Source organism: Klebsiella sp. 2680 (assembly GCF_900198535.1).
In the GTDB taxonomy this organism is placed as follows: Bacteria; Pseudomonadota; Gammaproteobacteria; order Enterobacterales; family Enterobacteriaceae; genus Klebsiella; species Klebsiella indica.
In genome coordinates this window covers 1,033,364-1,055,835 of record NZ_FZNJ01000001.1, presented here as the reverse complement: position 1 = coordinate 1,055,835, position 22,472 = coordinate 1,033,364, and the positions used below count along the sequence as shown (strand labels likewise).

Below are 22,472 nucleotides of genomic sequence, written 5' to 3'. Positions count from 1 at the left end.
GTTGCGAACAGCGTGGCGCAATAATCAGCAATTATTGGTTATTTATCGTTTTTAATGGCTTGAATAAGGCACAAAAATAAAAACGGACCCCGAAGAGCCCGTTTGAAAAAACGCCTTAATCAGTAGGCAGACTGGTGTACGCCTACAGCGCGTCCCGATGGATCGTTCATTTTTTTGAATGATTCATCCCATTCGATGGCTTTCGCGGAAGAACAGGCAACTGACGGACCGCCAGGTACGCATTCCGCAGCGCTGGGAACCGGGAACAGTTCTTCGAAGATCTCGCGGTACAGATACGCTTCTTTAGACGATGGCGTGTTGTACGGGAAGCGGAAGCTCGCCGTTTCCAGCTGTTGATCGGAGATCTGTTGTGCGGCAACGTCTTTTAACGTATCGATCCAGCTGTAACCTACCCCATCAGAGAACTGCTCTTTCTGGCGCCAGGCGACGCTTGCTGGCAGGTAAGATTCGAAACATTCACGCAGGATATGTTTTTCCATTTTACCGTTGCCGCACATTTTATCCTGCGGGTTGATACGCATTGCCACATCAAGGAATTTCTTATCCAGGAACGGCACGCGTGCTTCCACGCCCCATGCGGACATCGCTTTGTTGGCACGCGCGCAGTCAAACATGTGCAGCGCCTGCAGCTTGCGCACGGTCTCTTCGTGCAGCTCTTTGGCGTTTGGCGCTTTATGGAAATAGAGGTAACCGCCAAACACTTCGTCAGAACCTTCTCCGGACAGCACCATTTTGATGCCCATCGCTTTGATTTTCCTCGACATCAAATACATCGGCGTAGACGCGCGAATGGTGGTGACATCGTAGGTTTCGATGTGATAAATAACATCGCGAATCGCGTCCAGGCCTTCCTGTACCGTAAAGTGGATTTCGTGATGCACGGTACCTAAATGGTTAGCGACTTCTTGCGCCGCTTTCAGATCGGGCGCACCTTCCAGGCCCACGGCGAAGGAGTGTAGCTGAGGCCACCAGGCTTCTGATTTTTCCTGATCTTCGACGCGGCGCGCGGCAAATTTTTTGGTGATGGCGGAAATAATCGATGAATCCAGGCCGCCGGACAACAGAACCCCGTATGGAACATCGGACATCAGGTGGCTTTTCACCGACTCTTCCAGCGCCTGACGCAGTTCGTTTTTGTCGGTGACGTTGTCTTTAACCGCATCATACTCGAACCAGTCGCGCTGATAATACTGGCGGATCTCGCCGTCTTTGCTCCACAGGTAGCTGCCCGCCGGGAACTCTTTAATGGTGCGGCATACCGGAACCAGCGCCTTCATTTCTGAAGCAACGTAGAAGTTGCCGTGTTCGTCATGCCCCATATACAGTGGGATAATTCCGATGTGGTCACGGCCAATCAGATAAGCATCTTTTTCGCTATCGTAGAGAGCGAAGGCAAACATTCCTTGCAGATCGTCCAGAAACTCCGGGCCTTTCTCCTGGTACAGCGCCAGGATCACTTCGCAGTCGGAACCGGTCTGGAAAGCGTAGCGGTCACCATATTCCGCGCGCAGTGCCTGGTGGTTGTAGATTTCACCGTTGACGGCGAGGGCGTGAGTTTTTTGCGCGTTATACAGCGGCTGCGCGCCGGCGTTCACGTCGACGATAGAGAGGCGTTCATGCGCCAGAATCGCTTTATCACAAGCATAGATGCCGGACCAGTCCGGACCACGGTGGCGCATCAGACGGGAAAGTTCCAGCGCCTTTTTACGCAGCTCGCCCGCATCAGTTTTAATATCCAGTACGCCAAAAATCGAACACATAGCCTTCTCCGTTACCCTGTCTTGTTTGATGTTGTGCTGGCTTCATTTTGCCGCGAAGCCTCAATGCATGCTTAAGAAAATGCCGCAAAGGGACTGAGGGCGCAAGGGTTTTACGGCCGAAAAAGAAAATAATGCAATGGTGATTATTGAATAGTAAAAAAAGAGTATATTTTGAGCGCTTTTATTGAGGAATATTCAATGCTGGTGCATTTTTTTTAGATGAAATGCTGTCAGGAAGACCAGAAAAATAAGAAACCACGTCCGGGGACGTGGTTTTGCTCAGAAAATATCAATTTCTGCAACGGAGGGATAAATCCACGACGGTCGGAACGGCATGCCGTCGATATCATCGAGCGTGGCGACGCCGGAAAGAACCAGAATGGTTTCCAGCCCGGCCTGGAAGCCTGCCAGAATATCCGTGCGCAGATTATCGCCGACGATGACGGTTTGCTCAGAATGCGCCTGCATTTTATTGAGTGCGGAACGGATGATCCACGGACTTGGTTTACCGACGTAGAATGGCTTACGGCCAGAGATTTTTTCAATACCAGCGCATAAGGCACCGCAGGCCGGATAATAGCCGCGACCGTGAGTATCCGGGTTAGTAGCGATAAAACGTGCGCCGTTGGCGACAAAAAAAGCCGCCTTATGCATCATCTCCCAGTTAAAAGAGCGGGTTTCACCGACGATAACAAAATCAGGGTTGACGTCAGTGATAGTAAACCCGGCTTTGTACAGTTCGTGAATCAGTGCGCCTTCGCCAACGACGTAGGCTTTCTTACCTTCCTGGCGGCGCAGGAAATCCGCGGTGGCCATTGCGGAGGTATAAAAGGCGGTATCGGGTACATCTATTCCCGCAGTCGCAAAGCGGTTCGCCAGATCCTGGCCGGTTTGTGAAGGGTAGTTGGTCAGCATCACCAGCGGCATCTCTTTTTCGAGAATACGCTTGATGAACTCAGCGGCGCCCGGCACAGCCACATTGTCGTGCATCAGCACGCCGTCGATATCACAAATTATATTTTGAATGGTCATGGGCAGTCCGACATCTTTAAAGAAAGGCGAAACTATAAAGCGGCTTTAGCTTTCCAGCAAATGCTGAAGCAGGATCCCATTGAGCATGGCACGCTTCACCAGCGCAAAAGCACCGATTGCCGAACGATGATCGAGGGTGGACCGTACCACAGGCAGATTTTTACGGAATGCCTTCAGCACCTGGGTATTAATGCAGGCTTCAATCGCTGGCAGCAGCACTTTTTCCGCTTCAACAATTTCCCCGGCAATCACCACTTTTTGCGGATTAAACAGGTTAATAGCAATGGCGATGGTTTTGCCAAGATGGCGGCCGACATGCCCGATGACCTCGCAGGCCAGCGCATCGCCCTTGTTTGCCGCTTTGCAGATAGCTTTTATCGTGCAGTCATTGAGGGTGAGCTTGCTTTGATACCCCTGCTCCAGCAGGTGGCGAACGCGGTGTTCTATGGCGGCATTAGCGGCGATGGTTTCCAGACAGCCAAAGTTGCCGCAGTGGCAGCGTTCGCCTAAAGGGTCTACCTGGATATGGCCAATTTCGCCGACATTGCCATTGCGGCCAATAAAAATTCGCCCGTTGGAGATGATACCGGCACCGGTCCCGCGGTGTACACGTACCAGAATCGAGTCTGCACAGTCGTGGCTCGCGCCAAAATAGTGTTCCGCCAGCGCGAGGCTACGGATATCGTGACCCACAAAGCAGGTCACTTTAAACCGTTTTTCCAGCGCGTCCACCAGCCCCCAGTTTTCAACCTGAATGTGCGGCATATAGCGAATCACGCCGCTTTCTGGATCGACAAGGCCAGGAAGGATAACCGAGATGGCGATCAGCTCACGGATTTTGCGCTGGCAGCGTTCCATAAAGTCGGCAATGATATTGAGCAGCGCATGCTCCAGCGTTTCCTGGGTTCTTTCCGGCAGGGGATAATGTTCTTCTTCGAGGGTTTTACTGCTTAAATCGTACAGCGTCAGGGTTGCGTCATAGCGGCCAAGACGTACGCCGATGGCGTGGAAGTTACGGGTTTCGGCAACAATGGAAATGGCGCGTCGGCCCCCGGTGGAGGCCTGCTGATCGACTTCTTTGATCAGGCCGCGTTCAATAAGTTGACGCGTAATTTTGGTTACGCTGGCAGGGGCAAGCTGGCTTTGTTCCGCGACCTGTATACGCGAAATCGGGCCATGTTGATCGATGAGCCGATAGACGGCTGCGCTGTTTAGCTGTTTTACCAGATCGACATTACCAATTTGAGCTTGTCCGCCAGCTGTCATACTTTTATTTACTCAGTGACGACCTCGTTACCATTAACGATGGTCTTAGTGATTTTATAATCGCGGGTGAATGCAGTCAGGTTTGCGACCATCCCCGGCGCAATACAGCCCAACTGTTTACCTACGCCAATTGCGCGGGCAGGGTAGAGAGTTGCCATACGCAACGCTTCGTCCAGCGCGATGCCGCAATGTTCTACGAGGTTATGAACCCCTTCAATCATGGTCAACGACGATCCGCTAAGGGTACCGTTCTCATCAACACACAATCCGTTCCGGTAGTATATTGTTTTACCGGCAAAAATGAACTGCTCAATATTGGCACCTGCAGGGGCCGTTGCGTCGGTAACGAGACACAGTTTGTCGCCTTTCAGGCGTTTAGCGAGGCGGATATTAGCGTAATCAACATGTAAACCGTCGGCAATGATACCGCAGTAGACATCCGGTTCGTCGAAAATCGCCCCCGTGAGTCCTGGCTCCCGGCCGGTAATATAGGGCATTGCGTTAAACAGATGAGTAGCGAAAGTGATGCCGGCGCGGAAACCGACTTTCGCTTCTTTCAGCGTTGCGTTGGAATGACCTGCGGAGACAATGATACCGGCAGCCACCAGTTTGCGGATCACTTCCGGCTCGACGCACTCTGGTGCGAGCGTAATTTTGGTAATCACATCTGCGTTGTCACAAAGGAAATCGATCAGCGCGGCATCCGGTTTGCGCACGAACTTCGGATTATGCGTGCCTTTTTTGACTATATTCAGCCATGGACCTTCGAGATGCAGACCGAGCGCCTGGTTGGGATGCTTTTGCCGGTACTCGCGCATAACGCGCACGCCCTGTTTCATGAGATCATCGCTGGTGGTAATCAGCGTCGGTAAATAGCTGGTGCAGCCAGAACGTTGATTCGCCTTCTGCATAATTTCCAGCGTATCAACGGTGACTGCATCTGGCGTGTCATTGAACTGTACACCGCCACAGCCGTTAAGCTGAACATCAATAAAGCCGGGGGCAAGAATGGCGCCATCAACCGAGCGCGGTTCAACGCCTGCCGGCAGTTCAGCCTGCGGACAGAGACGTTCGATAAGGCCATTAGCGATAACAATCGCATGGTCATCCAGAATTTCATGACCGGTGTAAATCCGGCCCTGGGTTAATGCATACATTACGACCCCCGGTTGTCAAAAATGGTTGTCCCGCGGGGGCAACCGCGGAACGAAACTGCCTTACAAACCTTTGATGTTTTCAGCTTCCAGCTCTTTGAAATATTTCAGCGTTTTAACTTTTAACTCCATAGTAGACGGTTCATCGCAGACCATTACCGCTTTCGGATGCAACTGTAGACAGGTAATGGTCCACATGTGGTTAACGTTGCCTTCGACCGCCGCCTGCAGCGCCAGTGATTTCTGCTGCCCAAGTACCAGAATCATCACTTCTTCCGCATCAAGTAATGTCCCTACGCCAACGGTGAGCGCGTATTTAGGCACCTGGTTTACATCACCGTCGAAGAAGCGAGAGTTCGCTACGCGGGTTTCATGGGTCAGGGTTTTTATACGGGTGCGTGAAGCCAGAGAAGACGCCGGTTCATTAAAGGCGATGTGACCATCGTTACCCACGCCGCCCATAAACAGATTAATTTTGCCATAGGCGCGGATTTTTTCTTCATAGAGGCGACATTCTGCATCAATATCTGGTGCGTTACCATTCAACAGGTTAATGTTTTCCGCCGGAATATCAACGTGGTCAAAAAAGTTGCGGTGCATAAAACTATGATAGCTTTCCGGATGCTCTTTCGGCAGGCCAACGTATTCATCCATGTTGAATGTGACAACATGCTTAAAGCTGACCAGGCCTGCTTTGTGCATTTCAACCAATGCTTTGTAGGCGGTCAGAGGCGTGCCGCCGGTAGGCAGACCCAGAACAAAGGGGCGGTCCGCCGTGGGTTTGAACGCATTGATACGGTTAACGATGTGGCGGGCAGCCCATTTACCTACTTGTTCAGCTGTTACCAGGGGGATCAGTCTCATTGTTCACCTCTATAGTTAAATTAGAACCTGGCGAGTTGGCGTCAGCGCACCAGTATGAGTATTGCAGCAACGCCGTCGATCAGGAGGAATTGGTGTTGATTTTTTTAATCATAAAATAAGTTTTCGTTATTAGCCAGTATAAGGCGAAAGATAATACGATATATGGTGATTGATATCACAAAAAATACGCGTTTAATTTGCGATACAAATTAATTTCTCACACACTTTACAGGTAAAGGTAAAAGCTAACTGGTTTCACAATAATAAAGGTGGCTTTGAGCGAGCTATATCGGGGTTTTATAGGGGGAATAAGATGAATATTTTGGGTTTTTTTCAGCGGCTCGGTAGGGCGTTACAGCTCCCTATCGCCGTGCTGCCGGTCGCGGCGCTGCTGCTACGATTCGGGCAACCAGATCTGCTTAATATATCGTTTATCGCACAAGCGGGTGGCGCGATCTTTGACAACCTGGCGCTGATTTTCGCTATCGGTGTGGCATCCAGTTGGTCGAAAGACAGTGCAGGGGCCGCCGCGCTGGCGGGAGCTGTTGGGTATTTTGTTATGACTAAAGCCATGGTCACTATCAACCCGGCCATCAATATGGGTGTCCTGGCGGGGATCATCACCGGTTTAGTCGGTGGGGCCGTGTATAACCGCTGGGCGGGAATCAAGTTGCCTGACTTCCTGAGCTTCTTCGGTGGTAAACGTTTTGTTCCGATCGCAACCGGCTTCTTCTGCCTGGTGCTGGCCGCCATCTTTGGCTACGTCTGGCCACCTGTGCAGAACGCTATCCATTCCGGTGGTGAATGGATTGTATCAGCTGGCGCGCTGGGCTCCGGTATCTTCGGGTTCATCAACCGTCTGCTGATCCCAACCGGTTTGCATCAGGTACTGAATACTATCGCCTGGTTCCAGATCGGTGAATTTACTAATGCTGCCGGTGCGGTATTCCACGGTGACATCAACCGCTTCTATGCGGGTGACGGCACTGCAGGGATGTTTATGTCCGGTTTCTTCCCGATCATGATGTTCGGTTTGCCGGGCGCCGCGCTGGCAATGTATTTTGCCGCGCCGAAAGAACGTCGTCCGATGGTCGGCGGTATGCTGTTGTCGGTCGCTATTACCGCGTTCCTGACGGGGGTTACTGAGCCGCTGGAATTCCTGTTCATGTTCCTGGCTCCGCTGCTGTACCTGCTGCATGCTATCCTGACCGGTATCAGCCTGTTTGTCGCGACGGCGTTGGGTATCCACGCGGGTTTCTCGTTCTCAGCCGGTGCGATCGACTATGCTCTGATGTACAGCCTGCCGGCAGCCAGCAAAAACGTCTGGATGTTGCTGGTGATGGGCGTCGTGTTCTTCTTTATCTACTTCCTGCTGTTCAGCGTGATCATCCGCATGTTCAACCTGAAAACGCCTGGCCGTGAAGATAACGTTGATGACGTGGTGACGGAAGAGGCGAACAGTAATACCGAAGAGGGTTTAACCCAACTGGCGACTGGCTATATCGCCGCGATCGGCGGTACCGATAACCTGAAAGCGATTGATGCTTGCATTACCCGCCTGCGTTTGACCGTTGCGGATTCCGCACTGGTTAACGATGCCGCCTGTAAGCGTCTCGGCGCTTCTGGCGTGGTCAAGCTGAACAAACAGACCATTCAGGTTATTGTGGGGGCAAAAGCTGAATCCGTCGGCGATGAAATGAAGAAAGTGGTTGCTCGTGGCCCGGTTGCCGCAACGGCTGCTTCTACCCACGGCGCATCCGGCGCAGTTCCGGCTGCCAAACCACAGGCCGTCGCCAACGCGAAAACCGTTGCCGCGCTGGTTTCGCCGATTACCGGTGACGTTGTGGCGCTGGAACAAGTCCCGGATGAAGCCTTTGCCAGCAAAGCCGTTGGCGACGGCGTGGCGGTAAAGCCGACGGATAAGCTGGTTGTTGCGCCAGCGGCGGGTACGGTAGTGAAGATCTTCAATACCAACCATGCTTTCTGCCTGGAAACGGAAAATGGCGCGGAAATTGTTGTCCACATGGGGATTGATACCGTAGCGCTCAACGGCCAGGGCTTTAAACGGCTGGTGGAAGAGGGCGCAGAAGTGAAAGCGGGTCAGCCGATTCTGGAACTGGATCTGGCGTTTCTGAATGCCAACGCGCGTTCAATGATCAGCCCGGTGGTGTGCAGCAATAGTGACGACTACAGCGCACTGGTTATTCAGGCAACCGATAAGGTTGTGGCGGGCCAGACGCCGCTGTTTGAAATTAAAAGCAAGTAAGTCTCCAGATTAGCGTTTATACCTCAACGGCGGAGGAAAACTCCGCCGCTTTTTTTACCGCCAACACCCCATAATCGCCTTCAGATACGTATTTTACGTAACTAATAGTTGTCTCCACGCCCTGCTTGTAAGATCATGTGCCGTTATACGTTGTTTACGCTTTGAGGAACCCACGATGAGTGAGGCAGAAGCCCGCCCGACTAACTTTATTCGCCAGATCATTGATGAAGATCTGGCTACTGGTAAGCACACCACCGTTCATACCCGTTTTCCACCGGAACCGAACGGTTATCTGCACATTGGCCATGCGAAGTCTATTTGCCTGAACTTTGGCATCGCTCAGGATTACCACGGCCAATGTAATCTGCGTTTCGACGACACCAACCCGGTGAAGGAAGATATCGAATACGTTGAGTCGATTAAAAACGACGTGCAGTGGTTAGGTTTTCACTGGTCCGGGGACATTTGCTACTCATCTGATTATTTCGATCAACTGCATCAATATGCGGTTGAGCTGATTAATAAGGGTCTTGCTTACGTGGATGAGCTGTCGGCGGAAGAGATCCGGGAATATCGCGGCACCCTGAAAGAACCGGGTAAAAATAGTCCGTACCGCGATCGCAGCGTGGATGAAAACCTGGCCCTGTTTGAAAAAATGCGTAGTGGCGGTTTTGCCGAAGGTAAAGCCTGTCTGCGAGCAAAAATCGATATGGCCTCGCCGTTTATCGTCATGCGTGACCCGGTGCTGTATCGTATTAAGTTTGCTGAACACCATCAGACCGGGAACAAGTGGTGCATCTACCCGATGTACGACTTTACCCACTGCATCAGCGATGCGCTGGAAGGGATTACCCACTCTCTGTGTACTCTGGAATTCCAGGATAACCGCCGCCTGTATGATTGGGTGCTGGATAACATCAGTATCCCCGTACACCCGCGTCAGTACGAATTCTCGCGTCTTAATCTCGAATATACCGTGATGTCCAAGCGTAAGCTGAACCAACTGGTAACCGAGAAACACGTTGAGGGCTGGGATGATCCACGTATGCCGACCATCTCCGGCCTGCGTCGCCGTGGCTATACGGCGGAATCTATCCGTGAATTTTGTAAACGTATCGGTGTGACCAAGCAGGATAACATTATCGAAATTGCTGCGCTGGAATCCTGTATTCGTGAGGATTTGAACGAGAACGCCCCGCGCGCGATGGCCGTTATTGACCCGGTTAAGCTGGTTATCGAAAACTATCCGCAGGGCGGCAGCGAAAGCGTGACCATGCCGAATCATCCGAACAAACCGGAGATGGGCAGCCGCGAAGTACCGTTCAGCGGCGAAATCTGGATCGACCGTGCCGACTTCCGTGAAGAAGCGAACAAACAGTACAAGCGTCTGGTACTGGGGAAAGAAGTTCGTCTGCGCAACGCTTACGTGATCAAAGCAGAGCGTGTAGAGAAAGATGCCGAAGGCAATATCACCACAATCTTCTGCACCTACGATGCGGATACCCTGAGCAAAGATCCGGCCGATGGGCGTAAAGTTAAAGGCGTTATTCACTGGGTAAGCGCGGCACACGCGCTGCCGGTGGAAATCCGCCTGTACGATCGTCTGTTCAGCGTGCCGAATCCGGGAGCGGCGGAAGACTTCCTGTCGGCGATGAATCCTGAGTCGTTGGTGATCACGCAGGGCTTCGCGGAACCCTCGCTGAAGGACGCGGTTGCGGGTAAGGCCTTCCAGTTTGAACGCGAAGGATACTTTTGCCTTGATAGCCACCTTGCAACCCCGACCCATCTGGTGTTTAACCGTACCGTCGGGCTACGCGATACGTGGGCGAAAGTCGGCGTATAAGCGATCCCTGCCATGATTGAGAGCGCCGCGCATTGCGGCGTTTTTTTTATTTCGTGATCCGAGATGCCTTTCTGATATTTTCGTGATGAAAATTAACCTGATTGCATACTGTAATAAGATACCTTTTTAAGGTGTCCTGTTTGCCCGCATAAAAAAGTACCCATCCGTCGTTTCTATTGATTTTTTCTGTTTTTGTAAGCGCTTATACCCTGTCGACACGACATCTTTGATTGAAACATAAAGACACAAAATATGTGCGCTTTGTCATAATCTTTATCTTTGGTCTCTGAAAGAGATTGATAATTCGCGTCGCGAAAAATAGTCTATGCATAGTGATTGTGCAATTTTTCGCACACCGCTTTTTAGTGAACTTATTTATTTTTCGCGCGTTGCCCTGGGCCATCGCGCATTTAAAACGTCAAAGAGGATATGTATATGCGTACGTTTAGTGGCAAACGTAGTACGCTGGCGCTGGCTATTGCCGGTGTAACAGCGCTGTCAGGTTTTGCAATGGCGCCGGATGCAAAAGCTGAAGGATTTATTGACGACTCCACCTTAACCGGCGGTATCTATTACTGGCAGCGCGAGCGTGACCGTAAAGATGTGACCGACGGCGATAAGTATAAAACCAACCTTTCCCATGCAACCTGGAACGCTAATCTGGATTTCCAGTCCGGTTATGCCGCTGACATGTTTGGTATTGATGTCGCCGCATTTACCGCCATTGAAATGAACGAAAGTAACGGCAGCGGTCACCCGAACGAAATCGCTTTCTCTTCGCGTAATAAAACCTACGATGAAGACTATTCCGGCGATAAGAGCGGGATAAGCTTGTATAAAGCAGCTGCAAAATTTAAGTTCGGTCCGGCGTGGGCGCGCGCTGGCTATATTCAGCCAACCGGGCAAACCCTGCTGGCTCCGCACTGGAGCTTTATGCCTGGCACTTATCAGGGGGCAGAAGCGGGCGCTAACTTTGATTACGGCGATGAGGGGGCGCTGAGCTTCTCCTGGATGTGGACTAACGAATATAAAGCGCCCTGGCACATCGAAATGGATAAGTTTTACCAGAATGACAAGAAAACCAAAGTGGATTATCTCCACTCCCTCGGCGCTAAATACGATTTTAAAAATGACCTCGTACTGGAAGCGGCGTTTGGTCAGGCACAGGGATATATTGATCAGTACTTTGCTAAAGCCAGTTATAAATTTGACGTCGCAGGGACACCGTTAACCACCAGCTACCAGTTCTACGGCGCTCGCGATAAGGTCAGCAACGGTGGGGCAAATGATATCTATGATGGTACTGCCTGGCTGCAGGCATTAACCTTTGGTTATAAGGTTGCTGATGTTCTGGACCTGCGGCTGGAAGGAACCTGGGTAAAAGCTGACGGTCAGCAGGGCTATTTCCTGCAGCGTATGACGCCAACCTACGCCTCTTCTAACGGGCGTCTGGATATCTGGTGGGATAACCGTTCCGACTTTAACGCCAACGGGGAAAAAGCGCTGTTCTTCGGGGCGATGTATGACATGAAGAACTGGAACATGCCGGGCTGGGCCTTCGGCGCATCCTACGTTTACGCATGGGATGCTAAACCTGGGAAAATGTCCTCGCCTGACGCGTATTACAACCCGGATAAACGTCTGAAAGAGTCGGCGTATAGTCTGGATGCAATGTACACTGTGCAGGAAGGGCGCGCGAAGGGCACGCTGTTTAAACTCCACTTTACGCAATACGACAACCACTCCGATATCCCAAGCTGGAGCGGTGGTTATGGCAATATCTTCCAGGATGAGCGCGACGTGAAGTTCATGGTTATCGCTCCATTCACTATCTTCTGATGCCGATAACGACAGGTTGACCACCTGTCGTACTCGTTGAGAAAAACGAGCGGAAAAAAGAAAAACAGCGCGAGTAGTCTGTAGACCAGAAAAGTGTACGCATGCTGGATTCAGATGACACGGACCGGAAACAAACGGGCGGAGAGCATTCTCCGCCCGTTTGTACTTCAGAGCTTATTCTCCACCGGTTGATAACCACGGCTTAAACGGACAAACAGCATTGCGGTGGCGGCGAGTCCACAGAGCGCCGCACACATTAGCCACCATCCGGGGGCGCTTTTATCTCCGGTCCACTGGACCAGCGCAGTGGATATCGCGGGCGTCAGGCCGCCAAAAATTGCGGTTGCGAGACTGAAGGCCAGGGAAAAACCGACGGTTCGCACATACACCGGCATCACTTCGGTGAGCGCCGCCACCATTGCGCCGTTGTACATTCCAAAGAAGAACGAAAACCAGAGCAGCACCAGCGTCATCCGGGTGAAATCCGGCGCGGCTGTCAGCCAGTGCATCACCGGCCAGGTGGTGATCAACGCGAGCAGAGTAATCCCCATCAGCACCGGTCGACGGCCAATCCTGTCGGAAATCGCGCCGCCAATCGGTAACCAGATAAAGTTAGAAATGCCCACCAGCATGGTGACAATCAGGCTGTCCCGCGCGCTCAGGTTTAGTACCGCTCTGCCATAGGTCGGGGTATAGACAGTGATAAAGTAAAAGGTGGTGGTAGTCATCGCCACCAGTAGCGTGCCGGCGGTGATGAGACGCCAGTTTTTGACGATAGTGGTAAAAATTTCCCTGGTGTCGGGGCGGTGCTTACGTTGTAAAAATTCTTCGGTCTCCTGAAGAGAACGGCGCAGAACAAAAATCAGCGGAATAATCATGCAACCGATAAAGAACGGGATACGCCAGCCCCATGTGGAAATCTGCTCGTGGTCGAGCATGGCGTTCAGGCCGTAACCCATCAGCGCCGCGACAACAATCGCGACCTGCTGGCTGGCGGATTGCCAACTGGTATAGAAGCCTTTATTTCCCGGCGTGGCGATTTCAGAAAGATAGACGGAAACGCCGCCTAACTCTACGCCAGCAGAGAATCCCTGCAATAATCGCCCCAGTAATACCAGTACAGGTGCTAGCAGACCGATACTGTGATAACCAGGAACCAGGGCAATCAGCAGCGTACCGCAGCCCATAATCGCCAGGGTAACCATCAGCCCTTTACGGCGACCGATTCTGTCAATGTAGGCACCCAGCACAATCGCCCCGACAGGGCGCATTAAAAAGCCAGAGCCGAAAACGGCAAAGGTCAGCATTAATGAAGCGAACTCACTTTCCGCCGGGAAGAATGTCTTCGCGATATAGGTGGCGTAAAACCCGAACAGAAAAAAGTCGAACTGTTCGAGGAAGTTACCGCTGGTCACCCGGAGTATTGCGCCAAACGTGCTGGCGCGCGATAGTTGTTGAGTCATTGGGTTTGCTCTCCATTGTCTTTCTTTTGTTCTTATAGAGGTAAGAGTGTGTGGGTTAGTCGCCTGCGACCCCCGCCGGTTTTCCGCGCCGTTTCTCAATCGCCCACTTGAGTAAGGAAGCGCAGCGGTAAAATCCATGGGCAAATTTTCCGTAAGGAATAGTCAAAAACAACGCCATGACCACCCCAAGATGGATGGCCAGCAAAATGCCCATCCACGCGCTATCTCTGCCCGCCAGAAGTGCTAAGCCCGTCAGGCTGGTCAGCAGTAGCAATAAAATAAAACCGCGATCCAGCGGCTTTTGCCGCGCGTCGCCATGCAGCGGTGAGCGCCTGAGATTCAGCCACAACAATCCCGCCGGGCCAATGACCAGACCAGTTCCACCGAGTGTGCCGAGGATCACCGGCGCGCTAAAGAACGGATAAGGGGCCTCCAGGCCAGCGAAGTAGTGGTAGCCTGTCGCCACTACCGTTGCGGCGAAACAGAGCATAAAGCCGTAAAAAGTGAAGTGGTGGAAACGACGGCGCATCAGAGTAAAAGCGTCATCCGCTTCGTTGCAGCCCTTGCCGTGACCGCCGTCGAGATATTTCAGCGTCAGGGCATTACGCGAGGCTTCAGCAATTTCAGCGGAACGCGGCGTGCCGGGAGAGATCTCGCGCCAGAAGCGAATTACGCCCGCCATCAGTAAACCGATCGCCAGAATAAAAACGGAACCAAACATCCACGCCAGCAGGTTATGCGGGAAAATCTGGTAAAAATCACCGGCCAGCGGCGGGTGAAATAGCGAGCCTTTCAACCCTATCGCGAGGAGCAGAAAGAGGCTCAGACCAAAAACTAACGCCAGCGCCACGGTTATGCCCGCCCGACGGTACAAGGCGCTGAAGGCGGCGGGCAGGGCGTAATGCTGCCAGGTTTCAAGCCGTACTTCCGCCATCGCTTTCGGCACGTTAATCGCAAATTCATGAGGCGGCGCATACTGACACGCGTGCAGACAAGCGCCGCAGTTATGGCACAGGTTCGCCAGATAGTTAATATCGGCTTTACCGAATTCCAGGCGCTGGGTCATCGCCGGGAACACAGCGCAAAAACCTTCGCAGTAGCGGCAGGCGTTACACACCTGCATCACTCGCCCGACTTCAGCTTCCGGCTCAGTGAGAATGTGTGCTTCGATGATCAACTTCTCAAGCTGCTTCATGACGCGCCTCCTTCTGTGCTGCCAGAGCGGCCTCTTTTCCGGCGATACGACCAAAGGTGGTGCCGATGGACATGCCGACGCCAGCGGTATAGCCTTTGCCCAGCACGTTGCCCGCCATCATTTCGCCGGCGACAAACAGATTACGGCTCGGTTGTCCGGCAAAGTGCACTGCGGCGCGTGCGTTCACTTTCAGTCCCAGATAGGTGAAGGTGATGCCTGGTCGCAAGGCATAGCCATAGTAAGGCGGCGTGTCGAGCGGTCGTGCCCAGTGGGTTTTTGGCGGCGTCAGCGCCTTCGTTGCGCAGTTATCCAGCGTGGTATGGTCGAATTGCCCGGGCTGGCAGGCTTTATTGTATTGCGTTACGGTGTGGGTTAAGCGTTCGCCATCCAGCCCTAACTGGCGCGCCAGTTCCGCCAGCGTATTGGCCTGCGCGCCGGGGAAGACCGGCGGCATAAAGTGGCCGATCGCTTTGCTGTCGATAATGGAATAGCCAATTTGCCCCGGCTGGTGGGCGACCAGACGCCCCCAGATGGCGTAACGTTTTGGCCAGAAATCTTCCCCTTCATCATAAAAACGCTCAGCGTCACGGTTGACCACCACGCCCAGCGATACGCAGTCCACGCGGGTACAAATCCCGCCGTCATACAGCGGCGCTCTGGCATCGATCGCCACGCAATGTGACTGGGAGGGATCGCCGATAATGTCCGCCCCGGCATCCATCATAAATTTGAGCAGGACGCCCTGGTTAAAGCGGGTGCCGCGAATGAGAAAATTATCCGCTGGCCACTCGCCGCGTTCGTTTTCACCCCACGCTTCCCGCAGCCATTCGCGGTTAGATTCAAATCCTCCGGCGGCGAGGACACAGGCTTTAGCTTCAATGCGTTCCTCTCCCGCCAGTGCCGCCACGAACTCGCCGTTATGCAGTTCAAGCGCCTGCACTGGCATGTTGTAGCGAATTTGCACCCCCAGCTTTTCTGCACTGCGATAATAGGCATTGACGAGAGCTTTCCCGCCGCCCATAAAGAAGGCATTGGTACGTGCTACATGTAGCGCGCCGGAAAGAGGGGGCTGAAAGTTAACGCCGTGCTGGCGCATCCAGTCGCGACATTGTGAAGAGGTACGGATCACCAGTCGCGCCAGCGCTTCGTCGGTATTCCCTTCGGTAACGCGGCGGAGATCCTGCCAGAACTCCTCTTCGGGATAGCTCTCGACCAGCACATCCTGCGGCGCATCGTGCATGCAGCGTAAGTTGCGGGTGTGTTGCGAATTTCCGCCGCGCCACTCCCGGGGGGCCGCTTCAAGCAGCAGCACGGAGGCTCCGCTCTCACGGGCGGTCAAGGCGGCACATAATGCGGCGTTGCCTCCGCCAATCACCAGGACATCAATCATCGTATACTCCATTACTATTTAACTAATTGTTAAATTTGTAATTAAAATGTATACGTATAAGTTGTGTGGGCGCTATGAGGCTCTGCTAAAGAGTCCTTTAGTTAGCGTAAAGGGTTGCTCCAGGCCAACCGCCTGTATCTACCAGGTGACGCATGACCTTCGTCAGCATGACGCGGGCGGCGAGGCCAGCAGGGGTAAGCTCATCATCAGAAAGGCTGACCAAAAAGTTGGGGCGACTCAGTATCGGATTGTGGATGCCGATCACTCTGAGCGCCTCTTTATCAAGATGAGAAATTGCGGCGCCTGGCTGTAGCGTGGCGCCGAGCCCACTACGAACGGCGTGCATCAACAAGGTCAGGCCGTCAATTTCTGCTGTAATTTCAACCTGAAACGCATTTTCCTGACAAATTGCTTCCAGTCTGCCACGCAGACCATGACCGGGACTGGGCATAATCAGGGGAATACTGGCCAACTCTGCTGGGGTGATGATCTCATCAGAAATTTCAGCCAGCAGAGCATGTGCGCCAATCAGAAACAGTCGCTCTTCAAGAATCGGCCTGGCGCTCCAGCGCAGAATTTTCTCTTTCTGGAACACCACGGCTAAATCAATCTGCCGGGTATTGATCATCCGTTCCAGATTACCGGAAAGGCTTTCCACCACATGCAGACGCACATCCGCATAGTTTTCCCGCATCGCATGGATAAAAGGTATGCCGAGGACAGAGGCGGTGCTGGGGGCCATGCCGACGCTGACGTGTCCTGAGAGACGCGCTTCCCGCGCGGCGAGAATAGCATCGTCAGCATGACGCAGCGCCAGCTGAGCCTGGGAATAAAAGGCCAGTCCGGCACTGGTGGGCGTTACGCCGCGAGAAGTGCGTTGCAACAGGCGAATGGCAAGTTCGTTTTCCAGCCGCGTCATCTGCTGGCTGAGTGCCGAGACGCCGATATTAAGATCGAGCGCCGCACTGCCCATACTCCCGGTTTCCACAATACGGACAAAGTAGCGTAGCTGGCGAAGCTCCATTTCGATTCTCCGGAAGAGGTCAGACAGAACTTACATGAGATTAGCACAGGGATGGCGGGGAGCGCGTGGGCGAGTTCAACAGATAAAAAAGCCAGCCTGATGCGGCTGGCTTTTCAGTGCGACATATTACTTGGTGTCGTGAGCGTGCTCATCTTCGCGGCAATCGCCTTCCGCACAGTGGCCGTACAGGTACAGGCTGTGGTTAGTCAGACGAATACCGTGTTTGGCGGCAATTTCACGCTGGCGCGCTTCAATGGAATCATCACTAAATTCGATCACTTTGCCGCAATCGAGGCAAATCAGGTGATCGTGGTGATGTTGCTGCGTCAGTTCAAAAACGGATTTACCGCCTTCGAAATTATGGCGGGTAACGATGCCAGCATCGTCAAACTGGTTCAGTACGCGATAAACGGTTGCCAGACCAATTTCTTCCCCCATATCAATCAGGCGTTTATATAAGTCTTCCGCGCTGACATGATGGTTATCCGGTTCCTGCAGGACTTCCAGGATTTTTAATCTCGGAAGGGTCACTTTCAGGCCAGCTTTCTTTAATGCGGTATTGTTGTCAGTCATGCGGAATCTGTCCTGTTGCTAAACGATCTACTTCCATGAGCGGAAGTAATACAGAGAATAACCCGATGTAATGCGTATCATTATAGAACTGCCATGGCGAAATGAAAACCGCAAGCATCGGGCCTTGTATACTGTCAAAAACGAGGCATTCGCTGCAAAAGCACTTTACGTGACCTCGTTAAATCAGAGGACATTGTACAGATATGTGATTAAAAGTTAAAAACTTGTAGCTATATCTTTGATTGCTTTTGTCTATTAATGCAAAAAAATCTGTCGATTATGTTGTTTATCCCCTCACTAATTCAAGTTGCAGGACAAAACGGTTAACCGTTTTGAACAGCGCTTGCGCTGGCCTCGCAGGGCAAGGCCCGGGGATGAGCGAGTATTGTCAACGCAGATGCAACAGACCGTATGACGGGTACAGACTCAGGCATTCTTGATTTCTTCAAGATGCAGTTCTTCAGAAATCTGTTTTACCCATTTGTCGACACGTTCATTAGTCAGTTCCGGCTGACGGTCTTCGTCGATAGCCAGGCCGACGAAGTGGTCATCATCGACCAGGCCTTTAGACGCTTCAAAATGGTAGCCAGCTGTCGGCCAGTGACCCACGATAGTCGCGCCGCGAGGCTCAATGATATCGCGGATAGTCCCCAGCGCGTCACAAAAATATTCTGCGTAGTCTTCCTGATCGCCACAGCCAAAAAGCGCGACCAGCTTGCCATTGAAATCTATCTCTTCCAGCGTAGGGAAAAAATCATCCCAGTCGCATTGGGCTTCACCGTAATACCAGGTCGGGATGCCGAGCAGCAGAATGTCGTGGCCTTCCAGATCTTCTTTGCTGCTTTTGGCAATGTCGTGGACTTCAGCAACATCTTTACCAAGCTGCTTTTGAATCATTTTTGCAATATTTTCGGTGTTGCCGGTGTCGCTGCCAAAAAAGATGCCGATGATAGCCATGAGTAAAATAACCTCTTGAAACTTAATGATGTGGTAATGGCTTAATGCCTGCAGATAAGGGCAATCATAGCAGAACTGAGAAGGGCGCGGAAACAGCAATCGCGCCCAACTGCACACTCTGCTACATGAAAGGTTATTTTTTGAAGGTTTCAGGCGTTATCGTGGCTGCGCATGGCCGCCAGTTGGTTCATCAGTATCTCTTCTATCAGATCGCTGCGGGTCATACGACGGGCTTCGGCCAGCTCATTCAGCTCATCGACGATATCGGCATTCAGTTTTAACTCAACGCGCTTCAATCCGCGAACTTTATCGCGTTTAAGCTGATTGCGTTTATTGATGCGCAGTTGTTCATCGCGTGAAAGCGGATTGGTTTTCGGTCTACCCGGCCGACGCTCAGTTGCGAACAAATCTAATGTCGTACGGTCCGTTTGTTCTTTTGCCATGATTCAGAGTGACTTCGGGGGAAACAAGCTGTCGGGTATAGCCGACGCAGATAGCGCGCCATCATACATCAGGCAATGCGATGCGCCAACGACCGCAGACATTCTGCCGCGCGGTCGGGCAGATTTTAGCCAGTTATGCGCCGAGGGTGAGCAAATATCGGCGAATTGCCCGTATCACGGCCTCCGGCTTTTCGGCATGCACCCAATGCCCGGCGCCGGCAATGACGTGCGCCCGGGCCTGGGGAAATTGCGCCAGCAGGGCATCGCGGTAAGCATCGGTCACGTAAGGGGAGTTGCCACCGGGGATAAACAGCGCCGGGTGAGGCCAGGCCGGGATAGTTTGCCAGCCGACGATATTGTCATACTGCTCCCACAGAGCCGGTACGTTAAAACGCCACTGGCTATCGACAAAAGACTTCAGCAGAAACTGAATCACCCCTTCTTCGTGAAGGTGCTCGCGCATAATCACTGCTGCCTGTTGGCGGGTACTCGCGCCGGCATCGGTTACAGCATTGATGGCGGCGAAGATTTCATCATGACGGCGGACGTGATAATTCACGGGGGCGATATCAATGATCACCAGACCTGCAATGCGTTCAGGAGCCAGCGCGCTTAGCGCCATGACCGCCTTGCCGCCCATAGAATGGCCAATAAAGACCGCTTTTTCTATCTGACATTCATTGAGGGTGTCCAGCAGATCCTGCGCCATCGCGGCATAGGTCATTTCCGGCGCGCGCGGCGAAAGGCCGTGGTTTCGCATATCAACCTGCAAAATATCGTGATCGGCGACCAGATCGCGGGCGAGGATCCCAAGGTTATCCAGGCTGCCAAAAAGGCCGTGGACCAGGACGACAGGGGGATGATTATGCGGATTCTGTGCAGATTGTATTCGGCTATTTAATTTCATGGCAAAGTTCTTTTTTTCGCTCCGTCGGGTTAGGGTATTATGTTGGACATTCTGCCATTCGGCTGCAAGAACCGGAAGATTTCCGAGTTTTGCCGCCATCCTGGTTTGACGCTATCCGCGGTTGGGATTTGCCCCTATAATCCCGACAACTTGTATTCAGAAAAAGATATCGCACTGGATTAAGATGAAAACAATCGAAGTTGATGATGAACTCTATAGCTATATTGCCAGCCACACCAAGCATATTGGCGAGAGCGCATCCGACATTTTACGGCGCATGTTGAAGTTTTCCGCCGTTCCTCAGTCCGCTGCACCGGTAGCGAAAGCTACTCCGGCTCCCGCGCCAGCGCCTGTCGTTGAAGTGAAACCCGTTAATCCTCTGAAAGATAAAGTCCGCGCGATGCGCGAACTGCTGTTGTCTGATGAGTACGCTGAACAAAAGCGTGCGGTAAACCGTTTCATGCTGATTCTGACCACCCTCTATTCTTTAGACAGCAAAGGGTTTGCGGAGGCCACCGAGTCTTTGCACGGGCGTACCCGCGTCTATTTTGCGGAAGATGAGAAGACGCTACAGAAAAACGGTAATCAGACGAAACCTAAGCAGGTTCCGGGTACGCCATGGTGGGTGATTACAAATACCAATACCGGTCGCAAATGCAGCATGATCGAACATATCATGCAATCAATGCAGTTCCCCGCGGAATTGATCGAAAAGGTTTGCGGTACGATCTAGTTGTTTAACTTTTGCACCAGAAGGATCAGGCAATGGCAATCGATAAGCGCGCAGGTCAACCTGCGCAACAGAGTGATTTGATTAACGTCGCCCAACTGACTGCCCAGTACTATGTGCTGAAGCCGGATGTAGGCAACGCGGAACATGCAGTGAAGTTTGGTACCTCCGGTCACCGCGGCAGCGCGGCGCGCCACAACTTCAACGAGCAGCATATTCTGGCGATTGCGCAGGCAATTGCCGAAGACCGCGCGAAGAACGGGATCACCGGCCCATGCTACGTCGGGAAGGACACCCACGCATTATCCGAACCGGCTTTCATTTCCGTACTGGAAGTGCTGGCGGCAAACGGTGTTGATGTCATCGTGCAGGAAAACAACGGTTTTACTCCGACACCAGCGATTTCGAATGCGATTCTGGTGCATAATGAAAACGGCGGGCCACAGGCTGACGGGATTGTCATTACTCCCTCTCATAACCCGCCGGAAGACGGCGGTATCAAATACAATCCGCCAAATGGCGGCCCGGCAGATACCAACGTCACTAAAGTGGTAGAAAACCGGGCCAACGAACTGCTTGCTGCAGGTTTGCAGGGCGTGAAGCGCATTTCCCTGGATGCCGCACTGGCCTCCGGACATGTGAAAGAGCAGGATCTGGTGCAGCCGTTTATCGAAGGGCTGGCGGATATCGTCGATATGGCGGCGATTCAGAAAGCGGGCCTGACGCTGGGCGTCGATCCGCTGGGCGGTTCCGGTATCGAATACTGGAAGCGTATTGCTAAGCACTACAACCTGAACCTGACTATCGTTAACGATCACGTTGATCAGACGTTCCGCTTTATGCATCTCGACAAAGACGGCGCAATCCGTATGGACTGTTCCTCCGAGTGCGCGATGGCGGGTCTGCTGGCGCTGCGTGATAAGTTCGATCTGGCGTTCGCCAACGATCCGGACTATGACCGCCACGGCATCGTGACTCCGGCTGGGCTGATGAACCCGAACCACTATCTGGCGGTCGCGATCAACTATCTGTTCCGGCACCGCCCGCAGTGGGGCAAAGAGGTGGCGGTCGGTAAAACGCTGGTCTCTTCCGCGATGATCGACCGCGTAGTGAACGATTTGGGGCGTAAACTGGTGGAAGTGCCGGTCGGCTTTAAATGGTTCGTCGACGGTCTGTTCGACGGCAGCTTCGGCTTCGGCGGCGAAGAGAGCGCCGGGGCGTCTTTCCTGCGTTTCGACGGCACGCCGTGGTCTACCGATAAAGACGGCATCATCATGTGCCTGCTGGCGGCGGAAATCACGGCCGTCACCGGGAAAAACCCGCAGGAGCACTACAACGAGCTGGCGGCTCGCTTCGGCGCGCCGAGCTATAACCGTTTGCAGGCGAGCGCGACCTCCGCGCAGAAAGCGGCGCTGTCTAAGCTCTCTCCGGAAATGGTCAGCGCCAGCACGCTGGCGGGCGATCCGATCACCGCGCGCCTGACGGCGGCGCCGGGTAACGGCGCGGCAATTGGCGGCCTGAAGGTGATGACCGACAACGGCTGGTTTGCCGCGCGGCCTTCTGGTACGGAAGACGCGTATAAGATCTATTGCGAAAGCTTCCTCGGCGAGGAACACCGCAAGCAGATCGAAAAAGAAGCGGTTGAGATTGTCAGCGAAGTGCTGAAAAACGCGTAAGTGCGGTTTGTGTGCCGGGCGGTAGTGCGGCCCGGCCTACAACAACGATCGTGGGCCCGGTAAGCGTTA

General features: G+C 52.9%; 18 protein-coding genes and 1 pseudogene. 5 read left to right on the top strand and 14 right to left on the bottom strand.

The features are described from left to right. Positions 1-119: 119 nt before the first annotated feature. From asnB to nagB, 5 genes are all read right to left on the bottom strand, one after another. Positions 120-1,781 carry an asparagine synthase B gene (gene asnB, locus FN037_RS05045; RefSeq protein WP_138360690.1) on the bottom strand — a complete coding sequence of 554 codons (1,662 nt, stop codon included), beginning with the start codon at positions 1,779-1,781 and terminating at the stop codon, positions 120-122. Between the two features lie 279 nt (positions 1,782-2,060). Beyond that, a complete protein-coding gene (locus FN037_RS05040) occupies positions 2,061-2,813 on the bottom strand; it encodes an HAD-IIA family hydrolase (protein ID WP_138360689.1) in 753 nt (250 codons plus the stop codon). A 45-nt stretch (positions 2,814-2,858) separates the two neighbouring features. After that, positions 2,859-4,079, bottom strand: a complete 1,221-nt coding sequence (locus tag FN037_RS05035; protein ID WP_138360688.1) for an N-acetylglucosamine repressor — start codon at positions 4,077-4,079, stop codon at positions 2,859-2,861. 8 nt (positions 4,080-4,087) lie between these two features. Continuing rightward, complete coding sequence (gene nagA, locus FN037_RS05030; RefSeq protein WP_142501670.1) at positions 4,088-5,236, bottom strand: N-acetylglucosamine-6-phosphate deacetylase; 1,149 nt, start codon at positions 5,234-5,236, stop codon at positions 4,088-4,090. Between the two features lie 60 nt (positions 5,237-5,296). Continuing rightward, a complete protein-coding gene (gene nagB, locus FN037_RS05025) occupies positions 5,297-6,097 on the bottom strand; it encodes a glucosamine-6-phosphate deaminase (protein ID WP_138360686.1) in 801 nt (266 codons plus the stop codon). Positions 6,098-6,410: 313 nt separating this feature from the next. Between nagB and nagE the strand changes: the two genes are divergently transcribed. Together nagE and glnS are read left to right on the top strand one after the other, a co-directional pair. After that, positions 6,411-8,363 (top strand): PTS N-acetyl glucosamine transporter subunit IIABC, encoded by a 1,953-nt coding sequence (gene nagE / locus FN037_RS05020; protein WP_138360685.1) that lies wholly within the window; start codon positions 6,411-6,413, stop codon positions 8,361-8,363. A gap of 175 nt (positions 8,364-8,538) precedes the next feature. Beyond that, positions 8,539-10,206, top strand: a complete 1,668-nt coding sequence (glnS, locus tag FN037_RS05015) for a glutamine--tRNA ligase (RefSeq protein ID WP_138360684.1) — start codon at positions 8,539-8,541, stop codon at positions 10,204-10,206. A 229-nt stretch (positions 10,207-10,435) separates the two neighbouring features. Here the strand turns inward: glnS and FN037_RS24695 are convergent. Next, positions 10,436-10,537: pseudogene (locus FN037_RS24695) on the bottom strand (methionine synthase); the annotation flags it as partial. A gap of 104 nt (positions 10,538-10,641) precedes the next feature. Between FN037_RS24695 and chiP the strand changes: the two are divergent. Beyond that, positions 10,642-12,045, top strand: a complete 1,404-nt coding sequence (gene chiP / locus FN037_RS05010) for a chitoporin ChiP (protein ID WP_142501669.1) — start codon at positions 10,642-10,644, stop codon at positions 12,043-12,045. A 167-nt stretch (positions 12,046-12,212) separates the two neighbouring features. Here the strand turns inward: chiP and FN037_RS05005 are convergent, their stop codons facing one another. The 8 genes from FN037_RS05005 to ybfF form a co-directional block, all read right to left on the bottom strand. Then, positions 12,213-13,508 (bottom strand): MFS transporter, encoded by a 1,296-nt coding sequence (locus FN037_RS05005; protein WP_142501668.1) that lies wholly within the window; start codon positions 13,506-13,508, stop codon positions 12,213-12,215. 55 nt (positions 13,509-13,563) lie between these two features. Beyond that, a complete protein-coding gene (tcuB, locus tag FN037_RS05000; RefSeq protein WP_142501667.1) occupies positions 13,564-14,703 on the bottom strand; it encodes a tricarballylate utilization 4Fe-4S protein TcuB in 1,140 nt (379 codons plus the stop codon). After that, on the bottom strand, positions 14,690-16,093 hold the full coding sequence (gene tcuA, locus FN037_RS04995; protein ID WP_138360680.1) for an FAD-dependent tricarballylate dehydrogenase TcuA: 1,404 nt from the start codon (positions 16,091-16,093) through the stop codon (positions 14,690-14,692). The genes tcuB and tcuA overlap by 14 nt, the downstream gene beginning before the upstream one ends. A gap of 97 nt (positions 16,094-16,190) precedes the next feature. Next, positions 16,191-17,117, bottom strand: coding sequence for a tricarballylate utilization LysR family transcriptional regulator TcuR (gene tcuR / locus FN037_RS04990; protein WP_142501666.1), 927 nt, complete (start codon positions 17,115-17,117; stop codon positions 16,191-16,193). A gap of 126 nt (positions 17,118-17,243) precedes the next feature. Next, positions 17,244-17,690, bottom strand: a complete 447-nt coding sequence (gene fur / locus FN037_RS04985; RefSeq protein ID WP_138360678.1) for a ferric iron uptake transcriptional regulator — start codon at positions 17,688-17,690, stop codon at positions 17,244-17,246. 426 nt (positions 17,691-18,116) lie between these two features. Next, positions 18,117-18,647, bottom strand: a complete 531-nt coding sequence (fldA, locus tag FN037_RS04980) for a flavodoxin FldA (RefSeq protein WP_171034859.1) — start codon at positions 18,645-18,647, stop codon at positions 18,117-18,119. A gap of 149 nt (positions 18,648-18,796) precedes the next feature. Then, positions 18,797-19,090, bottom strand: a complete 294-nt coding sequence (gene ybfE, locus FN037_RS04975; RefSeq protein WP_142501665.1) for a LexA regulated protein — start codon at positions 19,088-19,090, stop codon at positions 18,797-18,799. A 133-nt stretch (positions 19,091-19,223) separates the two neighbouring features. Beyond that, positions 19,224-19,997, bottom strand: coding sequence for an esterase (gene ybfF, locus FN037_RS04970; protein WP_138360676.1), 774 nt, complete (start codon positions 19,995-19,997; stop codon positions 19,224-19,226). Positions 19,998-20,181: 184 nt separating this feature from the next. Between ybfF and seqA the strand changes: the two genes are divergently transcribed. Both seqA and pgm read left to right on the top strand, forming a co-directional pair. Continuing rightward, a complete protein-coding gene (seqA, locus tag FN037_RS04965) occupies positions 20,182-20,730 on the top strand; it encodes a replication initiation negative regulator SeqA (RefSeq protein ID WP_142501664.1) in 549 nt (182 codons plus the stop codon). A gap of 32 nt (positions 20,731-20,762) precedes the next feature. Continuing rightward, positions 20,763-22,403 carry a phosphoglucomutase (alpha-D-glucose-1,6-bisphosphate-dependent) gene (gene pgm / locus FN037_RS04960; protein ID WP_142501663.1) on the top strand — a complete coding sequence of 547 codons (1,641 nt, stop codon included), beginning with the start codon at positions 20,763-20,765 and terminating at the stop codon, positions 22,401-22,403. Positions 22,404-22,472 lie beyond the last annotated feature (69 nt).